At 67.2% G+C, this 19,658-nt stretch carries 18 protein-coding genes; 8 read left to right on the top strand and 10 right to left on the bottom strand.

Annotation, left to right across the window (positions count from 1 at the left end; genetic code table 11):
- Nucleotides 1–42 precede the first annotated feature (42 nt).
- Both CXY76_RS14845 and CXY76_RS14840 read left to right on the top strand, forming a co-directional pair.
- On the top strand, nucleotides 43–1,038 hold the full coding sequence (locus CXY76_RS14845) for a carbohydrate ABC transporter permease (protein ID WP_104165859.1): 996 nt from the start codon (nucleotides 43–45) through the stop codon (nucleotides 1,036–1,038).
- Complete coding sequence (locus CXY76_RS14840; RefSeq protein ID WP_104165857.1) at nucleotides 1,035–1,958, top strand: carbohydrate ABC transporter permease; 924 nt, start codon at nucleotides 1,035–1,037, stop codon at nucleotides 1,956–1,958. Before CXY76_RS14845 ends, CXY76_RS14840 begins: the two co-directional genes overlap by 4 nt.
- 34 nt (nucleotides 1,959–1,992) lie before the next feature.
- On the opposite strand, the gene CXY76_RS14835 is transcribed toward CXY76_RS14840, so the two are convergent.
- The 4 genes from CXY76_RS14835 to CXY76_RS14820 form a co-directional block, all read right to left on the bottom strand.
- Nucleotides 1,993–2,484 carry a GNAT family N-acetyltransferase gene (locus tag CXY76_RS14835; protein WP_104165855.1) on the bottom strand — a complete coding sequence of 164 codons (492 nt, stop codon included), beginning with the start codon at nucleotides 2,482–2,484 and terminating at the stop codon, nucleotides 1,993–1,995.
- Nucleotides 2,485–2,692: 208 nt separating this feature from the next.
- Complete coding sequence (locus CXY76_RS14830) at nucleotides 2,693–4,243, bottom strand: DEAD/DEAH box helicase (RefSeq protein WP_104165853.1); 1,551 nt, start codon at nucleotides 4,241–4,243, stop codon at nucleotides 2,693–2,695.
- A 310-nt stretch (nucleotides 4,244–4,553) separates the two neighbouring features.
- A complete protein-coding gene (locus CXY76_RS14825) occupies nucleotides 4,554–5,189 on the bottom strand; it encodes a DUF1684 domain-containing protein (protein ID WP_104165851.1) in 636 nt (211 codons plus the stop codon).
- A 4-nt stretch (nucleotides 5,190–5,193) separates the two neighbouring features.
- Nucleotides 5,194–5,745 carry a hypothetical protein gene (locus CXY76_RS14820; RefSeq protein ID WP_199190322.1) on the bottom strand — a complete coding sequence of 184 codons (552 nt, stop codon included), beginning with the start codon at nucleotides 5,743–5,745 and terminating at the stop codon, nucleotides 5,194–5,196.
- A 43-nt stretch (nucleotides 5,746–5,788) separates the two neighbouring features.
- Here CXY76_RS14820 and CXY76_RS14815 point away from each other — a divergent pair, with 43 nt between their 5' ends.
- The 3 genes from CXY76_RS14815 (at nucleotide 5,789) to CXY76_RS14800 (ending at nucleotide 8,191) form a co-directional block, all read left to right on the top strand.
- Complete coding sequence (locus CXY76_RS14815) at nucleotides 5,789–6,238, top strand: EVE domain-containing protein (protein WP_233199879.1); 450 nt, start codon at nucleotides 5,789–5,791, stop codon at nucleotides 6,236–6,238.
- 78 nt (nucleotides 6,239–6,316) lie between these two features.
- On the top strand, nucleotides 6,317–7,582 hold the full coding sequence (locus tag CXY76_RS19440; RefSeq protein ID WP_158253919.1) for a hypothetical protein: 1,266 nt from the start codon (nucleotides 6,317–6,319) through the stop codon (nucleotides 7,580–7,582).
- A gap of 54 nt (nucleotides 7,583–7,636) precedes the next feature.
- Nucleotides 7,637–8,191 (top strand): 2-phosphosulfolactate phosphatase, encoded by a 555-nt coding sequence (locus CXY76_RS14800; protein ID WP_104165847.1) that lies wholly within the window; start codon nucleotides 7,637–7,639, stop codon nucleotides 8,189–8,191.
- 6 nt (nucleotides 8,192–8,197) lie between these two features.
- Here the strand turns inward: CXY76_RS14800 and CXY76_RS14795 are convergent, their stop codons facing one another.
- Both CXY76_RS14795 and CXY76_RS14790 read right to left on the bottom strand, forming a co-directional pair.
- Nucleotides 8,198–9,820 (bottom strand): glycoside hydrolase family 32 protein, encoded by a 1,623-nt coding sequence (locus CXY76_RS14795; RefSeq protein WP_233199878.1) that lies wholly within the window; start codon nucleotides 9,818–9,820, stop codon nucleotides 8,198–8,200.
- An 80-nt stretch (nucleotides 9,821–9,900) separates the two neighbouring features.
- Nucleotides 9,901–10,644, bottom strand: coding sequence for a choice-of-anchor L domain-containing protein (locus CXY76_RS14790; RefSeq protein ID WP_146073470.1), 744 nt, complete (start codon nucleotides 10,642–10,644; stop codon nucleotides 9,901–9,903).
- 500 nt (nucleotides 10,645–11,144) lie between these two features.
- Between CXY76_RS14790 and CXY76_RS14785 the strand changes: the two genes are divergently transcribed.
- Complete coding sequence (locus tag CXY76_RS14785; protein ID WP_104165841.1) at nucleotides 11,145–12,722, top strand: glycoside hydrolase family 68 protein; 1,578 nt, start codon at nucleotides 11,145–11,147, stop codon at nucleotides 12,720–12,722.
- A 100-nt stretch (nucleotides 12,723–12,822) separates the two neighbouring features.
- On the opposite strand, the gene CXY76_RS14780 is transcribed toward CXY76_RS14785, so the two are convergent.
- The 3 genes from CXY76_RS14780 to CXY76_RS14770 form a co-directional block, all read right to left on the bottom strand.
- Nucleotides 12,823–13,314, bottom strand: coding sequence for a SprT-like domain-containing protein (locus CXY76_RS14780; RefSeq protein WP_104165839.1), 492 nt, complete (start codon nucleotides 13,312–13,314; stop codon nucleotides 12,823–12,825).
- On the bottom strand, nucleotides 13,314–14,474 hold the full coding sequence (locus CXY76_RS14775) for a sorbosone dehydrogenase family protein (protein WP_233199876.1): 1,161 nt from the start codon (nucleotides 14,472–14,474) through the stop codon (nucleotides 13,314–13,316). The genes CXY76_RS14780 and CXY76_RS14775 overlap by 1 nt, the downstream gene beginning before the upstream one ends.
- Nucleotides 14,475–14,731: 257 nt before the next feature.
- Complete coding sequence (locus CXY76_RS14770; RefSeq protein WP_233199874.1) at nucleotides 14,732–15,124, bottom strand: hypothetical protein; 393 nt, start codon at nucleotides 15,122–15,124, stop codon at nucleotides 14,732–14,734.
- Nucleotides 15,125–15,437: 313 nt separating this feature from the next.
- Between CXY76_RS14770 and CXY76_RS14765 the strand changes: the two genes are divergently transcribed.
- Together CXY76_RS14765 and CXY76_RS14760 are read left to right on the top strand one after the other, a co-directional pair.
- Entirely contained in the window at nucleotides 15,438–17,312 is a 1,875-nt protein-coding gene (locus tag CXY76_RS14765; protein WP_146073469.1) for a CotH kinase family protein, read from the top strand.
- A gap of 101 nt (nucleotides 17,313–17,413) precedes the next feature.
- Nucleotides 17,414–18,325, top strand: coding sequence for a metallophosphoesterase (locus tag CXY76_RS14760; protein ID WP_158253918.1), 912 nt, complete (start codon nucleotides 17,414–17,416; stop codon nucleotides 18,323–18,325).
- 3 nt (nucleotides 18,326–18,328) lie between these two features.
- Here CXY76_RS14760 and CXY76_RS14755 read toward each other — a convergent pair whose 3' ends face one another.
- Nucleotides 18,329–19,198, bottom strand: coding sequence for a spermidine synthase (locus CXY76_RS14755; protein WP_104165831.1), 870 nt, complete (start codon nucleotides 19,196–19,198; stop codon nucleotides 18,329–18,331).
- Between the last annotated feature and the right edge of the window lie 460 nt (nucleotides 19,199–19,658).

Here is a 19,658-nt window from a genome sequence, read left to right as displayed (position 1 = left end):
CAGGCGAACTCTCCTTCCGCACAATGACGTCAGGCGGTTACGATGGCCATCTTCAGCGCAGTCATATCCGTGGTCCTGGGCTTGGGGGTCTCGTTCCTGATCTTCTGGCTTCTTAACTGGGTCGTTGAAAAGACGCATGACAAAACGAAGGCGCGGCTACTGCCGTACGTCTTCCTGCTGCCCGTGATCATCCTTGTCGCGGTTTTCCTCCTCTACCCGGCGTTGCGCACCTTCGTGGAAAGCTTCATGGAGCAAAGCAGGCGCCGAGGCGAAGGGGCGAAATTCGTCGGGCTGGACAATTACATCTCACTGTTCACTGACCCGAACTTCCTCAGCGTTCTGATCAACAACTTTCTCTGGGTGCTCGTCGTGCCGGCCGCATCAGTTCTGATCGGACTGCTCATCGCGATCCTCACGGACCGACTCGGCCACCGCCGCGAGCAGTCGTTCAAGGCGATGATCTTCATCCCCATGGCGATCAGCGGCGTGGCAGCGGCCGTCACCTGGCGCTTCATCTACTTTTACGCCCCGCCAGGCAATCCGCAGATCTACCTGCTCAACGCCATCTGGACGCGCCTCACCGGCAATGACCCTGTGACGTGGCTCACGATCGATGCGGCCCGCCTCAACAGCTTCCTCTTGATGTTCATCGGCATCTGGCTGCAGGTGGGCTTCGCGATGGTGCTCCTGTCGGCGGCGGTCAAGGGCGTGCCCGAAGAGACGATCGAGGCCGCGCGCCTCGACGGCGCGAGTGAGAGACGGACATTCCTCCTGGTGATCGTCCCGCAGATCCGTGGCACCGTGCTGGCCGTTTTCGTCACGGTCACCATTTTCGTCATGAAGACCTTCGACGTCATCTACGCGATGACCGGCGGGCAGTACAACACCAGCGTGCTTGTCGTCGACTTCTACTCGCAGCTGTTCAGCTTCCAGAATCCGGGCAAGGCCGCAGCGGTCGTGATCGTCCTGATGATCGCCGTTGTGCCGCTCATCATCTACCAAATCCGCAGTTACAAGTCGCAGGAGGAACTCCGATGACCGCGACACCGACCCCGCTCGTCAAGGTCAAGAGGAAGACGAAGGACCGCAACAAGGACGGCACAGTGCGGGAGAAGCCCCGCGTCCTCATCACCATCATTATGGGGATCATTGCCGTAGCCTGGCTGTTTCCCCTCCTGGGGATCCTCATCACGAGTTTCCGCAGCAAGGCCGACGTGGATGCGAGCGGCTGGTGGACGATCTTCCTCGACCCCTTCGGGCAGGATTGGTCCTTGCAGGCGTTCGGGGACGCCTGGGTGGCACTCGATGCCGGAACCACGTTCTGGAACTCGGCTGCGGTAACGATACCGGCCACGGTCCTCCCGGTGATGATTGCCGCCATGGCGGCCTATGCATTCACCTTCCTGCAGTTCCGGGGCAAGGAAATCTATTTTGCAGTAACCCTTGCCCTCATGGTCGTGCCCATCCAGATCGCGGTCATTCCTATCCTCCAGCTGTTCGTCTGGTTCGGAAACGCCACCGGCATCCCGATCATCGGACAGTATCCGGCGGCCTGGATCGTGCACGCGACGTTCGCGATGCCGCTCGCGATCTACATTCTGCGCAACTACATGCAGACGCTGCCGAATTCGCTGATCGAGGCGGCACGGGTGGATGGTGCGAGCCACTTCCAGATCTTCTGGCGGCTCGTCGTGCCGATGTCGGTGCCCGCGCTGGCGTCCTTCGCGATCTTCCAGTTCCTGTGGGTGTGGAACGACTTCTTCGTGGCGTATCTGTTCATTCAGAGTGGCCCCAACCAGGTGCTCCAGCAGGGTCTCTACAGTCTGCTGGGCCAGTACGGCCAGGGCTGGCAGCGGGTGGCCGCAGGATCGTTCATCGTCCTGGTGGTGCCGCTGCTGATCTTCTTCCTGCTCCAGCGGTACTTCGTGCGCGGCCTGACGGCGGGTGCGGTCAAGTAACCGCCGTCAGCCCGCGCGGGGTCGGCGGGTTGTACTACCGCTCGAGGCGCACCTCACGGAACGGTTCGCCCAGCACCTCTTCGGTGCGCTCCTGGCCGTCGGGTAGGTAGCCGTTGCGGGCGTAGAAACGGTGTGCGCGGGGGTTGTCCGCGGCGACCCAGAGGTAGGTGGGGCCGGGATCGACGACGGCGTCGAAGAGTGCCTGGCCGATGCCGGTGCCCTGGTGGGCCTGCAACAGGTAGACGAAGTAGAGCTCGTGCTCGGTGGGCCTGCCGGCATCGCGGCCAGGGCCGCTGCCGGCGAAACCGACGATCTCGCCGTCCAGTTCGGCCACGACGTGGCGGTAGCCGGGGCCCTGCACCGAGAAACGGCGCCACATTTGGGCGAGGCGTTCCGGGTGCAGCTGCGACAGCGCAGCCTGGCTCAGGATGTGGTCATAGGATTCGTGCCAGCAGGTCGCGTGGATGCGGCCCAGGCTGTCGGCATCCGTCTCGGTGACGGGCCGAACAACAACGGTGGTGTTCATACCTCGACCATAACCCCGGCCGCCGACCCCGCCCGACCACCCCGCGTGGAGCTGTGCGGGTCAGGCGCCGCTATGCGCCTGGCGCGCCACCCGCGCAGCGGCGCCTGCCCCGCATTTCGACCCGCGGCGCCATTGGCACGACGAAACGGGCCGGCTCCTGGAGGAGCCGGCCCGTTTCGGGTGGTGCTGAGCGGATGCTGAGGGCTGACTAGCCCTGCGCGCGGCGCGGAGCCGAGCGGCGGGCGCCGCCACCGGTGGAACCGGAACCGCGAACCAGCCCGCCGACCTGCAGGCCGCCGGAACGGCCGGAGCCGGAGCCGCCGGTGCCCGAACCCGAACCGCCGGTGCGGGGCGCGTGGCTGCGGCCGGAGGATGCCGGACGCTCGGTGCGGTCGCGACGAGCACCACCGGCGGCGACGGCATCGCCGCTGCGGCCGCCACGGCCACCGGAGTCGCGCGAACCGCGGCCGCCGTTGTCCCGGTCGTCACGGTTGACGCGCTTGCGCTGGGCGTTGGCGCCCTGCGAGCGGCCACCCTGCGACTGGCCCTGCTGCTGCTCGACACGCGGCACCGGCTTGACGTATGCGGCCACGTCACCGGTGAGGGTGATCACGGCGGGCGACGACGCGTTCACGCGCTGCGGGGTCACCGTGATGGCGGCCTTGCGCAGCAGCTGGTCGGTGTCGCGCTTCTGCGCGGGCAGCACGATGGTGACGACGTCACCGGCGCTGCCGGCGCGGGCGGTGCGGCCCGAGCGGTGCAGGTACGCCTTGTGCTCTGCGGGCGGGTCCACGTGGATGACGAGTTCGATGTCATCGACGTGCACGCCACGGGCGGCCACGTCGGTGGCGACGAGCACCTTCACGTCGCCGGCGCTGAACGCGGCGAGGTTGCGGTCACGGGCCACCTGCGACAGGTTGCCGTGCAGGTCGACGGAGGGGATGCCCGCATCCGTCAGCGCCTTGGCGAGCTTCTTGGCGTGGTGCTTGGTGCGCATGAAGAGGATGCGGCGACCGGTGCCCGAAGCGAGCTTCTCGATGAGCTCCTTCTTCGACTCGGCGGTGTCGACCTCGAACACGTGGTGGGTCATCGCGGAGACGTGGCTGGTGGCCTCGTCGACGGAGTGCAGAACCTCGTTGTGCAGGAAGCGGCGCACGATCTTGTCCACGCCGTTGTCGAGCGTGGCGGAGAACAGCAGGCGCTGGCCGCTGGACGGGGTCTTGTCCAGGATGCGCGTGACGACGGGCAGGAAGCCCAGGTCGGCCATGTGGTCGGCCTCGTCGAGCACGGTGATCTCGACGGAGTCGAGGTTCACGAAGCCCTGCTTCATGAGGTCCTCGAGGCGGCCGGGGCAGGCCACGACGATGTCGACGCCGGCCTTGAGCGCGGCGACCTGACGGTTCTGCGAGACGCCGCCGAAGATGGTGGTGGTGTTCAGGCCGTAGGCCTCGGCGAGCGGGGTGAGCGCCGCGGTGATCTGGGTGGCCAGTTCGCGGGTCGGCGCGAGGATCAGGCCGAGCGGGCGGCCCGGGCGGCGCTTGCCACCGGCGAGCTTGCCGCCGAGGCGGGACACCATCGGGATGGAGAAGGCCAGGGTCTTGCCCGAGCCGGTCTTACCGCGGCCCAGGACGTCGCGGCCCTTGAGGGTGTCGGGCAGGGTGTCGACCTGGATCGGGAACGGGCTGTCGATGCCCTGCGAGGTGAGCACGGCGACGAGGGGAGCGGGCACGCCAAGCGCGCCAAAGGAAGTTTCAGACAAAGTGGTGCCTTTCGGGGCATCAGTCTCCTCGCTCGAACCGGTGTCGCTTGAGCGACGGCCGGAGCCAGGAGGATTCACATGGCGAAGGTGCCGATGGGCACATCCGTTCGCCGTAAGAAAGTTTCATTCGGAAATCGGGTGGGCCGCCAGCAACGAGTCGAACTCGGGCGAGGTGGCCATCGATAAGAAGAGGGCGTTCTACGACGCAGCGAGCGCAACTACGCACTCACAAGTAGTCCTACTCTAGCGGATGCTGTCAAGCGCGCAGCCAGAATGTCACCCTCATGAGGGGTGACCGGGACTTTCGTCTCTAGATTCTGGGCAGGTACAGTTCACCGACCGGCACCTCGGCGGTGACGATGTTGCCGGCCTGCGGCAGCGGGCAGGCCCACATCGGGTCGTACGCGCAAGACGGGTTGTACGCGAAGTTGAAGTCCAGGATCAGGCTGTCGTCGCCGGTACCCGGGCCGAGGTCGGCGCCCTTGACGGTGTCCAGCAGGTAGCGGCCGCCGCCGTAGGTGCCGCCGGACTTGCCGGCCAGGGCGTCCTTGAGCGGCAGGAACAGGCCGCCGCCGTAGCTGGCGAGGCGCCAAACGTCGAGCGAGCCGATGTAGGGCAGCCGCACGGAGCCGACCAGGTCGAACGGCACGACACCGTCGGTGCCGGTTTCCACCTTGATGCGCAGCGGCTCCGCGGCCCGGTGCACCTCCACCTCGAAGCGCCAGTCGGGGTCGTACGCGGCGACGGTGAGGCCGGTGAACGCGGCCCGGTCATCCGGCAGCAGCGGCGACGCCGGATGCCCGGCGAAGAGCTCGTCGCGCCCGGAATGCCACAGTTCGTGGCCGGCGGACGGCTTGCGCGCGCTCAGCTGGCGCACGCCGCCGTAGAGCCCGAACACGCGGCGGCGCCAGTCGGCGATCTGCAGGGCTCCGATGCTTGTGCTCATAGTGTCAGGCTAGCCCGTCGGTCCCGCCCGGGCCCTCGGCCGCGCCCGCGGCCACAAAAGCGGGATCGTCGGCGCCCAGGTCGTACTGCCAGGTGGGCGCCAGGGCCTTCAGTCGCAGCATCCGCAGCTGCCAGAACGCCCAGAGGCCGGGCCACACCGCGAGGGTCGCCGGGCCGGCGGAGAAGATCAGCCGGTCGCGATACAGGGTCTTGCCGGTGCCGGCCGGGTCGGCGGAGATGGCCATGCGGTGGTCCCAGTGGGTGACGGTTTTCATCGCGCCGGAGACGCCGTTGCCGGTGTCGTGCACGATGCGCACGCCGCTGGTGGTGGTGCGCATCTCCAGCCGGATCATCTGCTCGCCCAGCGGCACCAGGCCCAGACCGCTCATGGTCACGGGATGCTCGCCCGGCGTCCAGCGGGTGGGGAAGCCATCCGTTTCGAGGGAGGCGATGCTCATCAACGGGCCGCTCACCTCGCGGAACACGGTGGGGCTGGCCAGGGCCCGCCAGGCGGCATCCGGCGTGCAGTCGAGGATCTCTTTCAGCAGTACGCGCATGCTCTCAGTCTGTGCTGCCAGAGCGATGCAGTACAACTAGTACGTGGCGATTCGGTACTGGCTCGGGGTGGTGCAGCAGGAGTATGTGCTGCGCAGCGTCGCGATGGGCCTGGCGCAGATGAACTATGCCGCCCGCGAGATCCTCGAGAGCATGAACGAGTCCGACGGGCTGGTCTACTACTCGCCCAAGACCGAATTCGAGGGCGAGCGGCTGCGGCAGTTCACCGCGATCGGCTACGTCAGCGACAACGTGGTGGTGCAGGTGGGCGACTCCGGCAGCGAGTACCGGCCCTGGCGGCGGCGGGTGCAGTATGACCCGGCTGCCGAACCCGCGTCGATCCGGCCGTTGCTGAAGGTGCTCGACCTCACCCGCGACGACCGCGACTGGGGCCTGAAGCTGCGCCGGGGCCTGCTGGAGATCAGCCGGCACGACTTCGAGCTGATCCGCGCGCAGATGCGCCGGCCCAGCGCCGACGACCGCCGCCGCTCCTGACGCCGAGTTGCCCTCGGGTTGGCTCCGGACCGGCCCGCCATCGGGGGTTTCGCCAGCTTCGGTCAATAGGATGGCGGCATGATCGATGCTCTGTGGTGGCTGCCCTCCGTCGTGGTCCTCGGCATCGTCGTGGGCGTGATTGTGCTGCTGGTGGCCGCGTCCCGGCGCAAGGCCCGCGGCATCCGCGCGGCCGAGAACGCCGAGATCGCCGAGCGGGCACGCGCCGCGGCGATCAGCCTGGTGCGGGCGGATGACCTCATCGAGGCCGCCACCGATGAGCTCGGTTTCGCGATCGCGCAGTTCGGCGAGCGGGCCACGGCCGACTTCGCCGAGGCCCTCACCGTGTCCAAGCGTCAGCTGCGTGAGGCGTTCGCACTGAAACAGAAGCTCGATGACGGTGAGCCGGACACCGACAGCCAGATCCATCAGTGGACCGAGCAGATCACCCGCCTCGCCGACGAAGCCACCGCCCGCCTCGAGGCGCAGACCCGCGATTTCGACACCAAGAGGGTGGTGGAGCAGAACGCTCCGCTGCAACTCGAACGGCTGCGCCGCCGCCTCGACCGCGCCACCGACCGGCTGGCCGGCGGCGCCGCCACCCTCGACCGCCTCGCCACCAGCTACTCCGCCGCGGCGCTCGCCTCGATAAGCGGCAACGTCGAACGCGCCCGCACCGCCATCGACGCGGGCCGCCGGGCCGCGGATGCCGCCGACGCGCGCCTGGCCGCCGGGGCCACGGAACCGGTCGGCGAGCAGGTCAGCGCCGCGGAGCAGGCCCTGTTCACCGCGACCGCGCTGCTCGACGCGATCGAAACCGGCGAAGACGAGCTGCACGTGGGTTTCGCCAGCCTCGGCACGGCCCTCGCCGCGGCCGAGGCCGAACTCGCCGAAGCTCGCGCCCTGCGCGACCGGCACGAGGAGTCCGACGCCAGCGCCGACCTCAACCGGGTGATCGCCGCCGCCGATGTTGTGCTCGCGGAGCTCCGCCGCCCCGGCCGGGTGAGCGACCCGTCCGCCGACCTCGCCCGGCTGCGCGAGGCCCTCGACGGCCTCGACGTCACCCGCTCCGAGGCCCGCAACCGGCAATTGCGCCGCGACAACGCCCGCGAGGCGTATGTGGGCGCCCGGCTGGCCGCCCGCAGCCAGATCGGCATCGCCCGCGACTTCATCACCGCCAACCGCGGCCGGGTCGGCGCTGACGCCCGCACCCGCCTGGCCGAGGCCGAACGCCAGCTCGCCCTCGCCGAGGCCGAAGCCGACCCGGTCAGCGCGCTCGACGCGGCCCGCCGGGCCATGACCCACGCCACCGACGCCGACGCCCTCGCCCGCTACGACGCCCGCTGAGCCGCATCCGCCCGGCCGCCCTTCACCGAGGGGTGCGCCCGGTATCCTGAACCGGTGAGCGATGCCGAGCCCCAGATCAAGTACCAGGTCCGATTCGACTGGGGACTCGCCGGCTTCCAGGCCCTCGCCGCCGATGCCGACGTCATCGTGCTCGCCGACGCCCTGCCGCCGGTGGATGCCGCGCACGGCTTCCCCACGGCACTCGGCGCGCACACCGTGATCGTCGCCGGCCTCGCCACGAGCGCCCTGGTGGCCGATTGGGCGCTGGCCAGGCAGACCGAGAAGGGCGACCGGTTCTCGGTGGCGGTCGTCGCGGTGGGGGAGCGGCGTGCCGACGGCACCATCCGCTTCGCCATGGAAGACCTGCTCGCGGCCGGCGCCGTGATCGACGCCCTCGCCGAACGGGGCATCGACCACTGCTCGCCCGAAGCCGCCGCCGCGGCCGCGACTCTTGTGGGCCTCAAACGCGCCGTGAAGCACCTCGTCACGGCCTCCGAAACCGGTCAGGCCCTCGCCGCCGCCGGCCGGCCCGCTGCCGTCGCCGCCGCACTGGCCCCGGCACCGGATGCCGCGGTGGCCGTTGTCACCGACTTCAACTTCCCCGCCTGAGAAGACCTACTCTCGCTCCGGTGCCGCGACGGCCAGGGGTGTCAGGGTCAGTGACTCGACGACAGTGCTGCCGTCGACGGATTCGACCCGTAACCCGTTGGCGTCCGGCTCCCCGAATGCCAGCGAGCTGAGCGTCTGCCGTCCACCGTCGGCGAACACCTCGACCGAGGCGTAGTCGACGAAGATGTCGAGGGCGACGGCACCATCCCGCAGCGGGCTGGTCACCCCGCGGACCTCCCGATACAGGTCCGGCATGGTGGCCGCCGCAGCATCGGCATCGCGGGCGATGAACACCCGTTGGAGTTCGAAGTCATACCCGACCGTGACGAAGTGGCCGCCGCCGTCCTTGATCTTCAGCCGCACCTCACGGGCCGGATCGGCCTCGTCCGGCGACAGGGCGACCTGAAGACGATACGAACCGGTGTCGGGCTGCGGCAGGGAATCCGAGTCGCCGGGCGGGAGCACTGTCGTCTCGGCGTCTATCGCCTCCCCGCTGAGTTCGGTGAGAGCATCCACCGGTTGCGAAACGAGCGTGGCGACACCGTCGACGTCGACCAGCCGGATGGTGCGAACGATCGAGAACATCCCACCTTTCCAGTCCGTCGTGGGCAGGTCGCCGGCGTACCCCCAGTTGTTCAGCCAGCCGATCACGTACCGGCTGGCACGCCTCTCGTCGGCACTCTCGCGGGGGTCGTCCCAGGTGACCGCGGCATAGAAGTCCGCTCCGTCATCCAGCCACAGCGGCTCCTCGCGGTCGGGCGTGAACGTGGTGCCGTCCCAGTTTCCCGTCCAGTACGCCAAACCCGTGGTCTTGTCATACTTCGAGCCGTGTGCGCTGGCGGCCAGTACCCAGCGGGTGTTCGCCGGATCCCCGTCAACGGACATCTGGAACAGATCGGGGCATTCCAGCGTGCCCAGGTCGTCTCGTTCAAAACTGGACACGTAGGTCCACTCGATGAGGTCCGGCGAGGTGTAGAAGCCCACTTTGGCTCCCTCGGCGAGCACCATGACCCAGCGCTCATGGGCGGCGTCCCAGCTGACCTTCGGGTCCCGGAAGTCCGTCGTTCCGGGGTTTTCCATGACCGGATTCGCCTCGTAGGCGGTGAAGGTGAAACCGCCGTCTGTCGAATAGAACAGCGACTGACGCTGGATGCCGTCGGCCTGTTGGGTCAGGATCGCGATGACCGCACCGGCGCCGAAGCCGGCCGTGTTGTCCACGTCGACGACCGCACTTCCCGTCTCGATGTCACCGAGGCCGTTGGTGTATTTCTCGATCGCCACCCCCTCGTCCTTCCAGTGCACGAGGTCGGTGGATGTGACGTGGTACCACTCGGTGCCGTTCCCGTTGGGATAGTCGGCGTTGTAGAGGTAGTAGTAGTGCCACACGCCGTCGAGGTAGAACGGACGCTGCGGGTCGTTCATCCAGTTCTTCTCGGGCGTGAGGTGGAGCGCCGGGCGGTAGTCCGACCAGTCGTTCGGCCGTTCGAATTGAAGGGCCTCGGTCGGCTCAGGCGAGGGCGAGGGCGAGGGCGTCGGCGCCGACGCGACGGGTGGCTGGGCGGTCTGCCCCGCGAGCAGCACCCAGGCCAGAACGCCGACCACCGCCACGACCACAACGGAGGCGATCACGATGATGCGGACACGCCGCTTCTTTCCATCGTTTTGTCCCGTTGGGGTTCCGGCGGTGGCCGGCGAACTCTCCATCGGCGTCAGCGACGTGACCGGCTGGAGTAGAGCGACTTCGCCGCAAGCAGCAGCGTCGTGTCGAGCTGGCCGTCACGGGTGTCAGCCACAGCGATCTTCACCGTGACCGGGGTGCCGGGTGTGACTCGGGCGTGGCATTGGAGCGGTTTGGTGAATCCGTTCATCTCGGTGGGCAGGATACCCGGCGTGCGGTCGGTGAAGTTGGGTACGTAGTGCTCGGCATGAGCGGTCTCATTGATGGTGCCGGTTCCCGCGGGTTCCGAGGTACGGGGAACTGTGGAACACAGTTCGCCGTTCACCCAGATGCCGAGGGCATCGTTGTACCCTTGCGCGGTCCAGTTCGCGTACTCTTCACTGCCGAATCCGTATTCGAGGAAGAGGTGCCGGTGCCTCGGCTTCACGGTGAGGGTGAGCACGGCGGCGTCGTAGCTGGAGATTCCAGCCTGCGCGGTGAGGTCGTCATCGCCCACTCCGCCGAAGTCGCCCGTTGTCGTCAGGCTCGTGTTGGGTCCGATCAGAGCGGACTTGGTGAAGTCGACGTCGGCATCCGACTGTGGATCTGAGTCGATGAGGCTACCGGTCGAGAGAGCGACGCCTTGTGAATGCCGTTTGCCGAGCATTGGGGCCCTGAATAGACCTCCCTGCACGTCGGTGCCGGTGAAGGTGGCGTCCTGCACTCTGATTCCGCGGCCGGCGAGTGCGTCGGCCAGTTGGGCTGCGGAGACCTCGCGCAGTGTCGACACTGACACCGGCGGGGCGGCTAGGGCGGGCGAAGCCGTGAGCAGAACGACGGCAGCAGCAGCCACCCCCGCCACAAGGCCTCGTCGGAAGGTGCCAACCCGCCGTGATGTATTGGTTTCCATGATTCTCCAGGTGTTGGGTCGTCGCAAGGCGACCGCGGTGGATGTTGCTTGGGGGAGAGACGCCACCTGAGAGATCTCCGAGGAGGTTACGCCTGAGCCCGAACTACCGTCAAGAGCGTCACAGGCCGGGATCGAGCCGGGGAGGGCGACCGCCGCGGTATCACGCGGATCCCAATCTTTGAAATTTCCTCAAAACTGCCGTGAGCCTCGATTGGGGTCTTGACTTTTTCTCAATATTGCTTGACCTTTCGCGATTGGAGGCAGATGGTTGATCCGGGGTAAGCGCCATTGAGCGGTCGGTCATCCATCTTTGATCGAAAGCGGACATCGTGAAAACTCAACACCAGGCAGCGCGGAGGACGGCCATAGGTCTCCTCTCTGCCACAATGCTCATCGCAGGAACGCTGGCCCTCGGCTCGCTTCCTGCCCAGGCGGCGGAATTCGTTCCCGTCAATCCCGGCTTTCCCAATCCCACACCGCATAGCCAACAGGCCTTCGCGCCTGACGAGGCTTTTACCTCACGCTGGACGCGCGCTGATGCGCGGCAGCTGAAGGCGATGAGCGATCCCAACGCAGCCCCGCGGGAGAACTCCATGCCCGAGGAATACACCATGCCGACCATCCCGCAGACCTTCCCCGACATGAGTGGCGGGCAGGTATGGGTCTGGGACACCTGGACACTGACGAACGGTGACGCCGATCAGTTCAGCTACAAGGGCTGGGAAGTGATCTTCTCGCTGGTCGCCGACCGCAACCTCGGTTTCGACGAGCGTCACACGTATGCCAAGCTCGGCTTCTTCTTCCGCAAGGCGGACATTCCGGTCGAGCAAAGGCCGGAGAACGGCGGCTGGACCTACGGCGGACTCGTCTTCCCTGACGGTGCCTCCGGAGCGATCTATGAGGATCAGTCGTTCAGCCATCAGACGGAGTGGTCGGGTTCCACCCGGATCTTCTCCGGCAACAAGCTGCGCACGTTCTACACGGCTGTCGCCTTCTATCGGGACGCGGCCGGTCAGGATGTGAAGCCGGCCGATCCCCGCATCGTGCAGACGGAAGGCCGGATCTTCGCCGATGACACCGGAGTGTGGCTCACGGGCTTCCGTGACCAGCACCAACTCCTGGTTCCGGACGGCACCCTGTACCAGACCAAGGATCAGAACTCGTCAGTGAATTTCCGTGACCCGTTCACCTTCACGGATCCCGCTCACCCCGACAAGACCTTCATGGTCTTCGAGGGCAACACGGCTGGAAACCGCGAGGAGGTCGAGTGCACCGCAGAGGACCTCGGCTACGATCCCGCCGATCCGCAACGTGAGGTGCCTGTCGGGGAGGGCGTTGAGGGCGGTCCGCCCGAGATCCCGTCTGATGCGAACCTGCGGATGGGCAATGTCGGTCTGGCGGTGGCAGACAACAAGGCTCTGACCAAGTGGCACTTCCTGCCACCGATCCTGTCAGCCAATTGCGTGACCGATCAGACTGAACGTCCACAGATCTACATCAAGGACGGCAAGTACTACATCTTCACGATCAGTCACCGTTCGACGTTCGCGCCGGGCATCGACGGCCCCGAAGGAGTGTACGGCTTCGTCGGCGACGGCGTTCGGAGTGACTTCGAGCCGGTCAACCGGGGTTCAGGCCTGGCCCTGGGCAGCCCATCCAACCTCAACTATGCGGTCGGATTCCCGTTCGCTCCCGACTTCAACCAGCATCCAGGGCAGTTCCAGGCGTACTCGCACTACGTGATGCCTGACGGTTTGGTCCAGTCGTTCATCGACAGCATCGGGACCTCGGACGACTTCCGTCGCGGCGGGACGCTGTCCCCCACGGTGAGAGTGGATATCAATGGTGCGGACGTGCTCGTCGACCGCAGCTACGGCACCGACGGACTGGGTGCGTACGCCGACATCCCGGCGAACCAGGTCCAGGACGTTCCGGACACCCCCGACCCCCGTCCGATCGGGTAACACCAGGCGGCACCCGTCGCCGGGTGCCGGTTAACCCTTCGATCCCCACTGCACCTGCCGCGGTGGGGATCGTGGTGTCCCGTCCGCGGTTGGCGAAGGGTCAGCGGGCGGCGGCAGCGGCTCGTCGCCGGGCAGCCGGGGTGATGTCGCGCCGGGTCCAGGTGATCACGTGCGCGGCGGTGAACCCGCGGCCGCACAGGCCGCAGGCCAGCGGGCGGGTGGGCTGCCGGTACCGGTAGTGGGTGTGACCGGCGGCGCAGGTGCCCACCCAGGGCGCCAGGTCGTCCGCGATCTCGCCGTCGTGGGTGCGCTTGCCGTCGTAGCCGAGCCCGAGGGCCACGCTCCGCCACACGGGGCCGTGCCCGGCCCGGGCGCCGGCCAGGGCGTGCGCCACCTCGTGCAGCAGGATCTGGTGAATCTCGTCGTCGCCGTACCGGGCGGCCAGATACCGGGACACGGTGATCTTCTTGGCGGTGAAGTTGCACAGCCCGGCGCGCTTCTTGGCGTTGTCGAAGTCGAAGGACCAGCTGGGGTCAAGGTGCAGGGTTATCAGCGCGTCGGCCCAGTGCCGCACTCGAATCAGGTCGGCCATCAGGGCCCCACCTGCACCTGGTAAAGACGGTCGTCGCCGGGGGCGGGGGCGCCGCGGCCATCCGTATTGTTGCTCACGAACCACAGTGTGCCATCCGGGCCGGACACCACATCGCGCAGGCGCCCGAAGCTGTTGACAAACCAGCCATCGACGGTGCCTGTGGAGGGATCGACCCGCCACAGGCGCTCGCCGCGCAGCGCGGCGAGAAACAGGGTGTCGTTCACGATGGCCAGGCCGCTCGGGCTTGCCTCGGCGGTGGACCACTGCTGCACGGGGTCGATGAGGCCGGCGCCGCCGCCGGCGCCCTCCGCCTCGGGCCACCCGAAATTGCCGCCGGCGGTGATCAGGTTCAGCTCGTCCCAGGTGTTCTGGCCGAATTCGCTGGCCCAGAGCTCCCCGGACGAGTCCCAGGCGATGCCCTGCGGGTTGCGGTGGCCGTAGGAGTAGACGAGGCTGCCGAACGGGTTGTCGGCCGGGACCTCGCCGGTGGGGGTCATCCGCAGGATCTTGCCGCCCAGCGACCCGAGGTCCTGCGCGTTGCCGGCTTCGCCCGCATCACCCGCGGTGGCGTAGAGCAGGCCGTCCGGGCCGAACCCGATGCGTCCGCCGTTGTGGTTGCTTGCCGAGGGGATGCCGCTGAGCACCGTCTCCGGGTCGCCGAGACCTAGGGCGCCCGCGGTGCCGGTCAGCGGCATCCGCACGATGCGGTTGTCGGATGCGGCGGTGAAGTACGCGTAGACCCAGCCGGCATCGGGGGTGTCCGGTTCGGCCTCGGCATCGGCCGCGGCCAGGAACGCCAGGCCGAGCAGCCCGCCCTCGCCCCGCGGTTCGACCCCGTCGACACGTCCGGCGTCCCGCAGGCCGCCGTCGGGCAGCAGCTCACGCACGAGAGCCGTGTCGCGTTCGTTGATCAGGGTGGCGCCGCTGGGCAATCGCAGGATCGACCACGGGGCGTCGAGCCCCTCCGCGATCACGACGGGCTCACTCAGTGGGCGCACCGGCACGGGCGTCGCATCCGTTGCCGGTTCGGTCGCCGCCGCCGTGGGCCGCGCCGGCGTGCTGGTGCTGGCGCTGGGCAGGGGAGCGCTCGCCGTGCAGGCGCACAACAGCGTCGCCATGCCCGCGGCGACCGCGCCGGACCAAACCCGTCTGTGATGCATATCTCCTGCAGAATGCCACGAAAGTCTTGGAATTGGTCATTTCCGTGCCCGGCTCCTGACCCCAGAATGCCCGGCGCGTCACCGGGTGCCGCACGGAGCTTCCGGATGCCGCGCTGAGGCGCCCGGGGCCCGCCTGGATGCCATCGGATGCCGGTGTGCGGGCTGGGCGCCGCTGCGCGGGTGGCGCGCCACCCGCCTAGCGGCGCCTGACCCGCATAACACCACGTCGACCCCAGCAGTATGCCGGGGAGAGCGCCTCAGCGCAGGGCCCGGCGCTCGCCGATGAACGACTCCACGACGGCCACGGCGATCAAGGCGCTCTCCAGCTCGTCGGGTGAGGCCCCGGACCTGTCGCGCAGGAACACGGCAGCGGTGAAGTCGGCCAGGGCGCCGTCGAGGTCGTCCTGTTCGAAGTGCACCTTGCCGCGAGTCTCCCGGGCGAACGCCGCGGTGAGGTTCCACTCGTGCGTCTCCGACTCGAGCACGCACTGGGTCAGTTCGGACGCGGCCTCCTCGAGCTTGCGTTGAAACTGCATCACCTGGGCACGACGGATGCGGCACAGCACGAAGTCCTGCCGGTCACCGGTGAACCGGGCCTGGCGCAACGCCTGGTTGGCGATCTCGAAGGCCTCGTCGAGGCGGTCGAGCAAGCGCAGCAGGGTGACCTTCTCGTTCAGTGCCGAGAGGCTGCGGAGTTGGCCGAGGTCGTCGAGACGTTCTGCGGCGGCAGGAAGGTCGACTTTTTCCCGGAGGGTGACGGCGTCGTAGCCAGTGATGATGGTCAGGATGATGTCCTTGACAGGGCGGCCGTGGGGTGCCGCGGGGAGGTCGGGTTCCCCTCCAGAGTAACCCCGGCGGCGAGGCGCTGACGCCCGATCGGGGGTATGTCCCGAGCTTTCCGGCCCCGAGCAGCGACGCCACCCCGAAAAATAACGTGAGGGATGCTCAGCTAGGGCGTATTGTGTGCAACCAGAACGGGCATCGACGTCAACGCCGACGCCGACTCTCTATCCGGCAACATGTCCCATAGATGGGACCACACGAAAGGCCTCACCTATGCACACGCTGTCTCGCGAGGGTCTAGCCCTGCGAGCCTTAGTCGTCACCATGACCGCCGCGCTCACCATCACCCTCGTCACAATCGGTGACCTGCCACACGCCACCGCCGCACCCCAGACACCGGACCTGCCGACCTTGAATATCACCCTCAGCGACCCAGATGCCTCGCACAACACGCTGAGCTACGTGCACGCATCCAAGGACAATAAGGTCGCGACGACGATGACAATCGAGGACCCTGCCGGGGTGAGCAACATCTCTGTCCCCGCCCTCGGTGAGATCAAGGGCCGGGGCAACTACACCTGGAACCTTGCCAAAAAGCCGTACCAGATCAAGTTCGAGCAGAACACCGCCGTTCTCGGCATGGCCCCCGCGAAGACATGGATCCTTCTCGCGAACGCCGCCGACGCGTCCCTGATGCGCAACAAAGCGGCCTTCGACCTGGCCAATTCAATCGGGCTGGCCTACTCGCCGGAGTCCAAATGGGTCGACCTCCGGGTGAACGGCACCTACCTCGGCAACTATCTGATCAGCGAGAAGACCGAGGTCAAGACGAACCGCGTTGACCTCACCGACCCGACGGGCGTCATGGTCGAGTTGGACAACAACTACGGTCTGGCCGAGCCCTACAACTTCCGCACCGCGACCAGCAGGTCACTGTTCGTGCTGAAGGACTCGAAGGCCGGGGTGCCGGATGGGGGTGCACTTCCGGCCGGGACCCAAGCAGGCTGGAACGACATCCAGAGCACCCTGGACAGGGTGGACGCGATCCTGGCGGCACCGCAGGTCGACTGGGTTGCGCTGAGCGCTCTGATCGACGTCGACTCGTTCGTCAAGTTCTATTACGTGTTCGAACAGACGGCCAATCCTGAGATCACGCAGTCAAGTGTGTACTTCTACAAGAACGGACCTGCCAGCAAGCTGTTCGCCGGACCGGTGTGGGACTTCGACAGCGCGTTGGGCAACTACGACCGCGCTCCGCACCTCGGCTCCGATCCGCAGGCTGACTACGCGAAGAACGCGCAGATTCTGCGGCAGCAGGGTAACGGTTTTTACTTTGACCTGTTCCGCTCCAAGGAGTTCGTGCAGCGAGCCAACCAGTTGTGGCAATCGGGTATCTCGCAGGAGGTGGGGCTGATGCCGGCCAAGATCACCCGCTGGGAGAACGAAATCAAAGCCTCCGCCGCTGCAAACTTCGCCGTCTGGCCCATTCTGGGCACGCCGACGCTGCTGATCCGCGGCTTCGGCAAGGATTATCACAGCACCTACGCCGGTGAGGTCGGCTTCCTCCGCGACTGGCTCGCCACGCGCGCCACGATGCTGATCAAGGAACAAGGCGCGACACCGATGCTCCGGTACAAGGCCCACCTGCAGGACGTCGGCTGGCAACGCAAAGTGAACACCGGCCAGGTAGCCGGCACGCTCGGTCAGTTCAGGCAGATGGAGGCGCTCATCCTCGAGACACCGGGATCCACCGCGGTCGCGAACATTGAGGCCAACGCCCACGTTCAGAACATCGGCTGGATGGGCTGGCGCACGACCGCCGACATCGGAACGACCGGCCGAAGCTTGCAGATGGAGGCAATTCAGTTCCGCCTGACCGGAGCGCTGGCTTCCCAGTACGACATCTCGTACCGCACCCATGTGCAGGACATCGGCTGGCAGCCGTGGGTGAGCAATGGGGCGACAGCGGGCACGACGGGTCAGTCGAAGCAAATCGAGGCGATCCAGGTGCGCCTGCTGGCCAAGGCGACGCCGACGCTTCCGGCGCTGCCGTAGGCAACGCGGATGTGCGGAGCTAAATTGGGGGTCAGTCACACGTGAGGACTCGGATGACGAGAGCAGCCCAAGGCCGACGCGCCCGCCGGAGCGTCGCGGGCGTGGTCGCCTTCGCGGCTGCTGCTCTCGTCCTGGCCGGTTGCGTTTCCGTCCCTCCTGCGGTTTCCGACCCGAGACCTTCCGAAAGCGCTGAGCCGGCGCCGGCGCCGGCGACCCGGTTGGCGCTGATCTCCGACTTCGGCACGTGCGACGCCGGAGAACAATGGACGGCGGATCAGGTCGACGCCTGGGGAGTGGACGCCATCGTGACGGCCGGAGACAACACCCAGCACGAAGTGGGCTGTATTCCGTATGCCGAATCGGTCTGGGGTTACTTCGAGCAAGGCCGGGACGGGCAGGGCGTGCCACCGCTGTGGCCCACGCTCGGCAACCACGACTACTCCGATGAGGGTGCCGGGCTCGACGCCTACCGAGCTGCCTTCCCCTATCTCAGCACGGCCGCCGACGCGCAGCAGCGCTGGTACACGCAGGATGTCGGAGACGTCACGCTGATCGTGCTCGACAGCGAGACCACTCCCGAAGAGTTGGAGATCCAGCGGGGCTGGCTGAAGGAAACGCTCTCCGACCAGCGTGCCGCCCGGCCGGATGCCTGGAACGTGGTGCTGTTCCACCGCCCCGCCTACACCTCAGGCGTCCATGAGGACAACCGGGAGATGCGGCCCACCGCCGGCTGGGACTACGCCGGGTGGGGAGCCGATATCGTCATCGCGGGCCATCAGCACATCTATGAGGACGTGATCGTCGATGGCCTGCACTACGTCACAGCCGGGATCGGTGGCACCGCCAACATCCGCGAGTGTCCCGTCGAGCTGCGAGAGGGAAGCCGGCTCTGTCTGGCTGGGACCGGGGCGAGCGTGATCGAGGCGACCGCCGATCAGTTCGTGCTGCGGTACTACCAGCCCGACGCGGAGGGCAAGGCAACGCTCGGGGACACCGTCCGGCTCAGCCGCTAGCGCTCAGTTACCGATCTGAAACACCGTGCGGCCGGGCAGCGGCGACGGCGTGGCCGTGGCATCCGTGGACACCGACGCGGCCGACATGAACTGGGCCAGTTCGGCGCCCTCGACCACCTTGGCCGGATGCGGGCCGCCGGCCAGCAGCCTCGGCACCCAGTGCAGGTCCAGCGGGGTGTGCGCGGCGACGAAGACGATGTTGCCGAACCGGCGTCCCTTGAGGACCTGGGTCTCGGCGAGGCCGATGACGTGCCCGAACACCGCCGACAGTGTGGCGGCCTGGCTGCGGGCGAACGCGAGGCCAGGCCCATCCGCCACGTTCACCGCGAGCACGCCGCGCGGCGACAGCAGCGGAGCGGCCAGCTCGTAGAACTCCCGGCTGGTCACGTGCGCGGGGGTGCGGGCGCCCGAGAAGATGTCGACGACCACGAGGTCCACCGCGCCGTGCAGCCCGGCGGGCAGCTTGCCGAGCACCTCGCGGGCGTCGCCGTGCCGCACCCGCAGGTTCGCGCGCTTGTCCCAGGGCAGTTCGGCGCGCACGAAGTCGATGAGGTCGCTCTCGATCTCCACCACCTGCTGCCGGGATCCGGGCCGGGTCGCCTCCACATAGCGGGGCAGGGTGAGCGCGCCGGCGCCCAGGTGCACGGCGGTGATGGCCTCGCCCGGGTCGCCGATCAGGTCGATGACGTGCCCGATGCGCTGGATGTACTCGAAGAACAACTCGTCGGGGTTGTCGATGTTCACGTGCGACTGCGGCGTGCCGTCCACCACCAGCTGGTAGCTGCCCGGCGTGAACCGGTCAGGCTCGATGACGGCCTGGTGCCCGCTCAGTTTCAGCGTGATCGTCGGATGTTCGTGCTCGCCCCTGCTCATCCCCCCAGTCTGACAGCCCGGTCACCTCGGCACATCTCGCGAGAGCGGTGCAACGGTTGCTTCCCGTCCCTGAGGCAGCCACACCGCCGCTCTCGCGAACGGGGTCGGGTGCCACATCTCGCGAGAGCGGTCCAAGGGTTGCTTCAGCTCGCGGAGGCAGCCACATGACCGCTTTGGCGACTTCGCGTCGCGGAGGCAGCGACACGCGCCCAATGGCGAAAGCTCCCCGCGCCGATGGGGCACAATGGAGCAACTTAACATCCACTCGGAAGTCGCCCCGCCGCTCCAGCCGGCCGGCGAAACCGGGTTATACCTGAGAATTTGGCGAAGGTCAACATTCCAGTAGACACGGGCGCAACAAGGGCATATAGTTGACCTTTGCGCTCCCAGATTTAACTCTGCCTTCATATTGCGGTCGGCTTTGCGTGCTCAAGCCACCTTGCAGCACATTTCTGAGCCG

It is taken from the genome of Cryobacterium sp. N22 (assembly GCF_002929555.1).
Lineage (GTDB): Bacteria > Actinomycetota > Actinomycetes > Actinomycetales > Microbacteriaceae > Cryobacterium.
The sequence above is the reverse complement of the archived record's forward strand: the minus strand, read 5'-3'. Positions and strand labels throughout refer to the sequence as shown.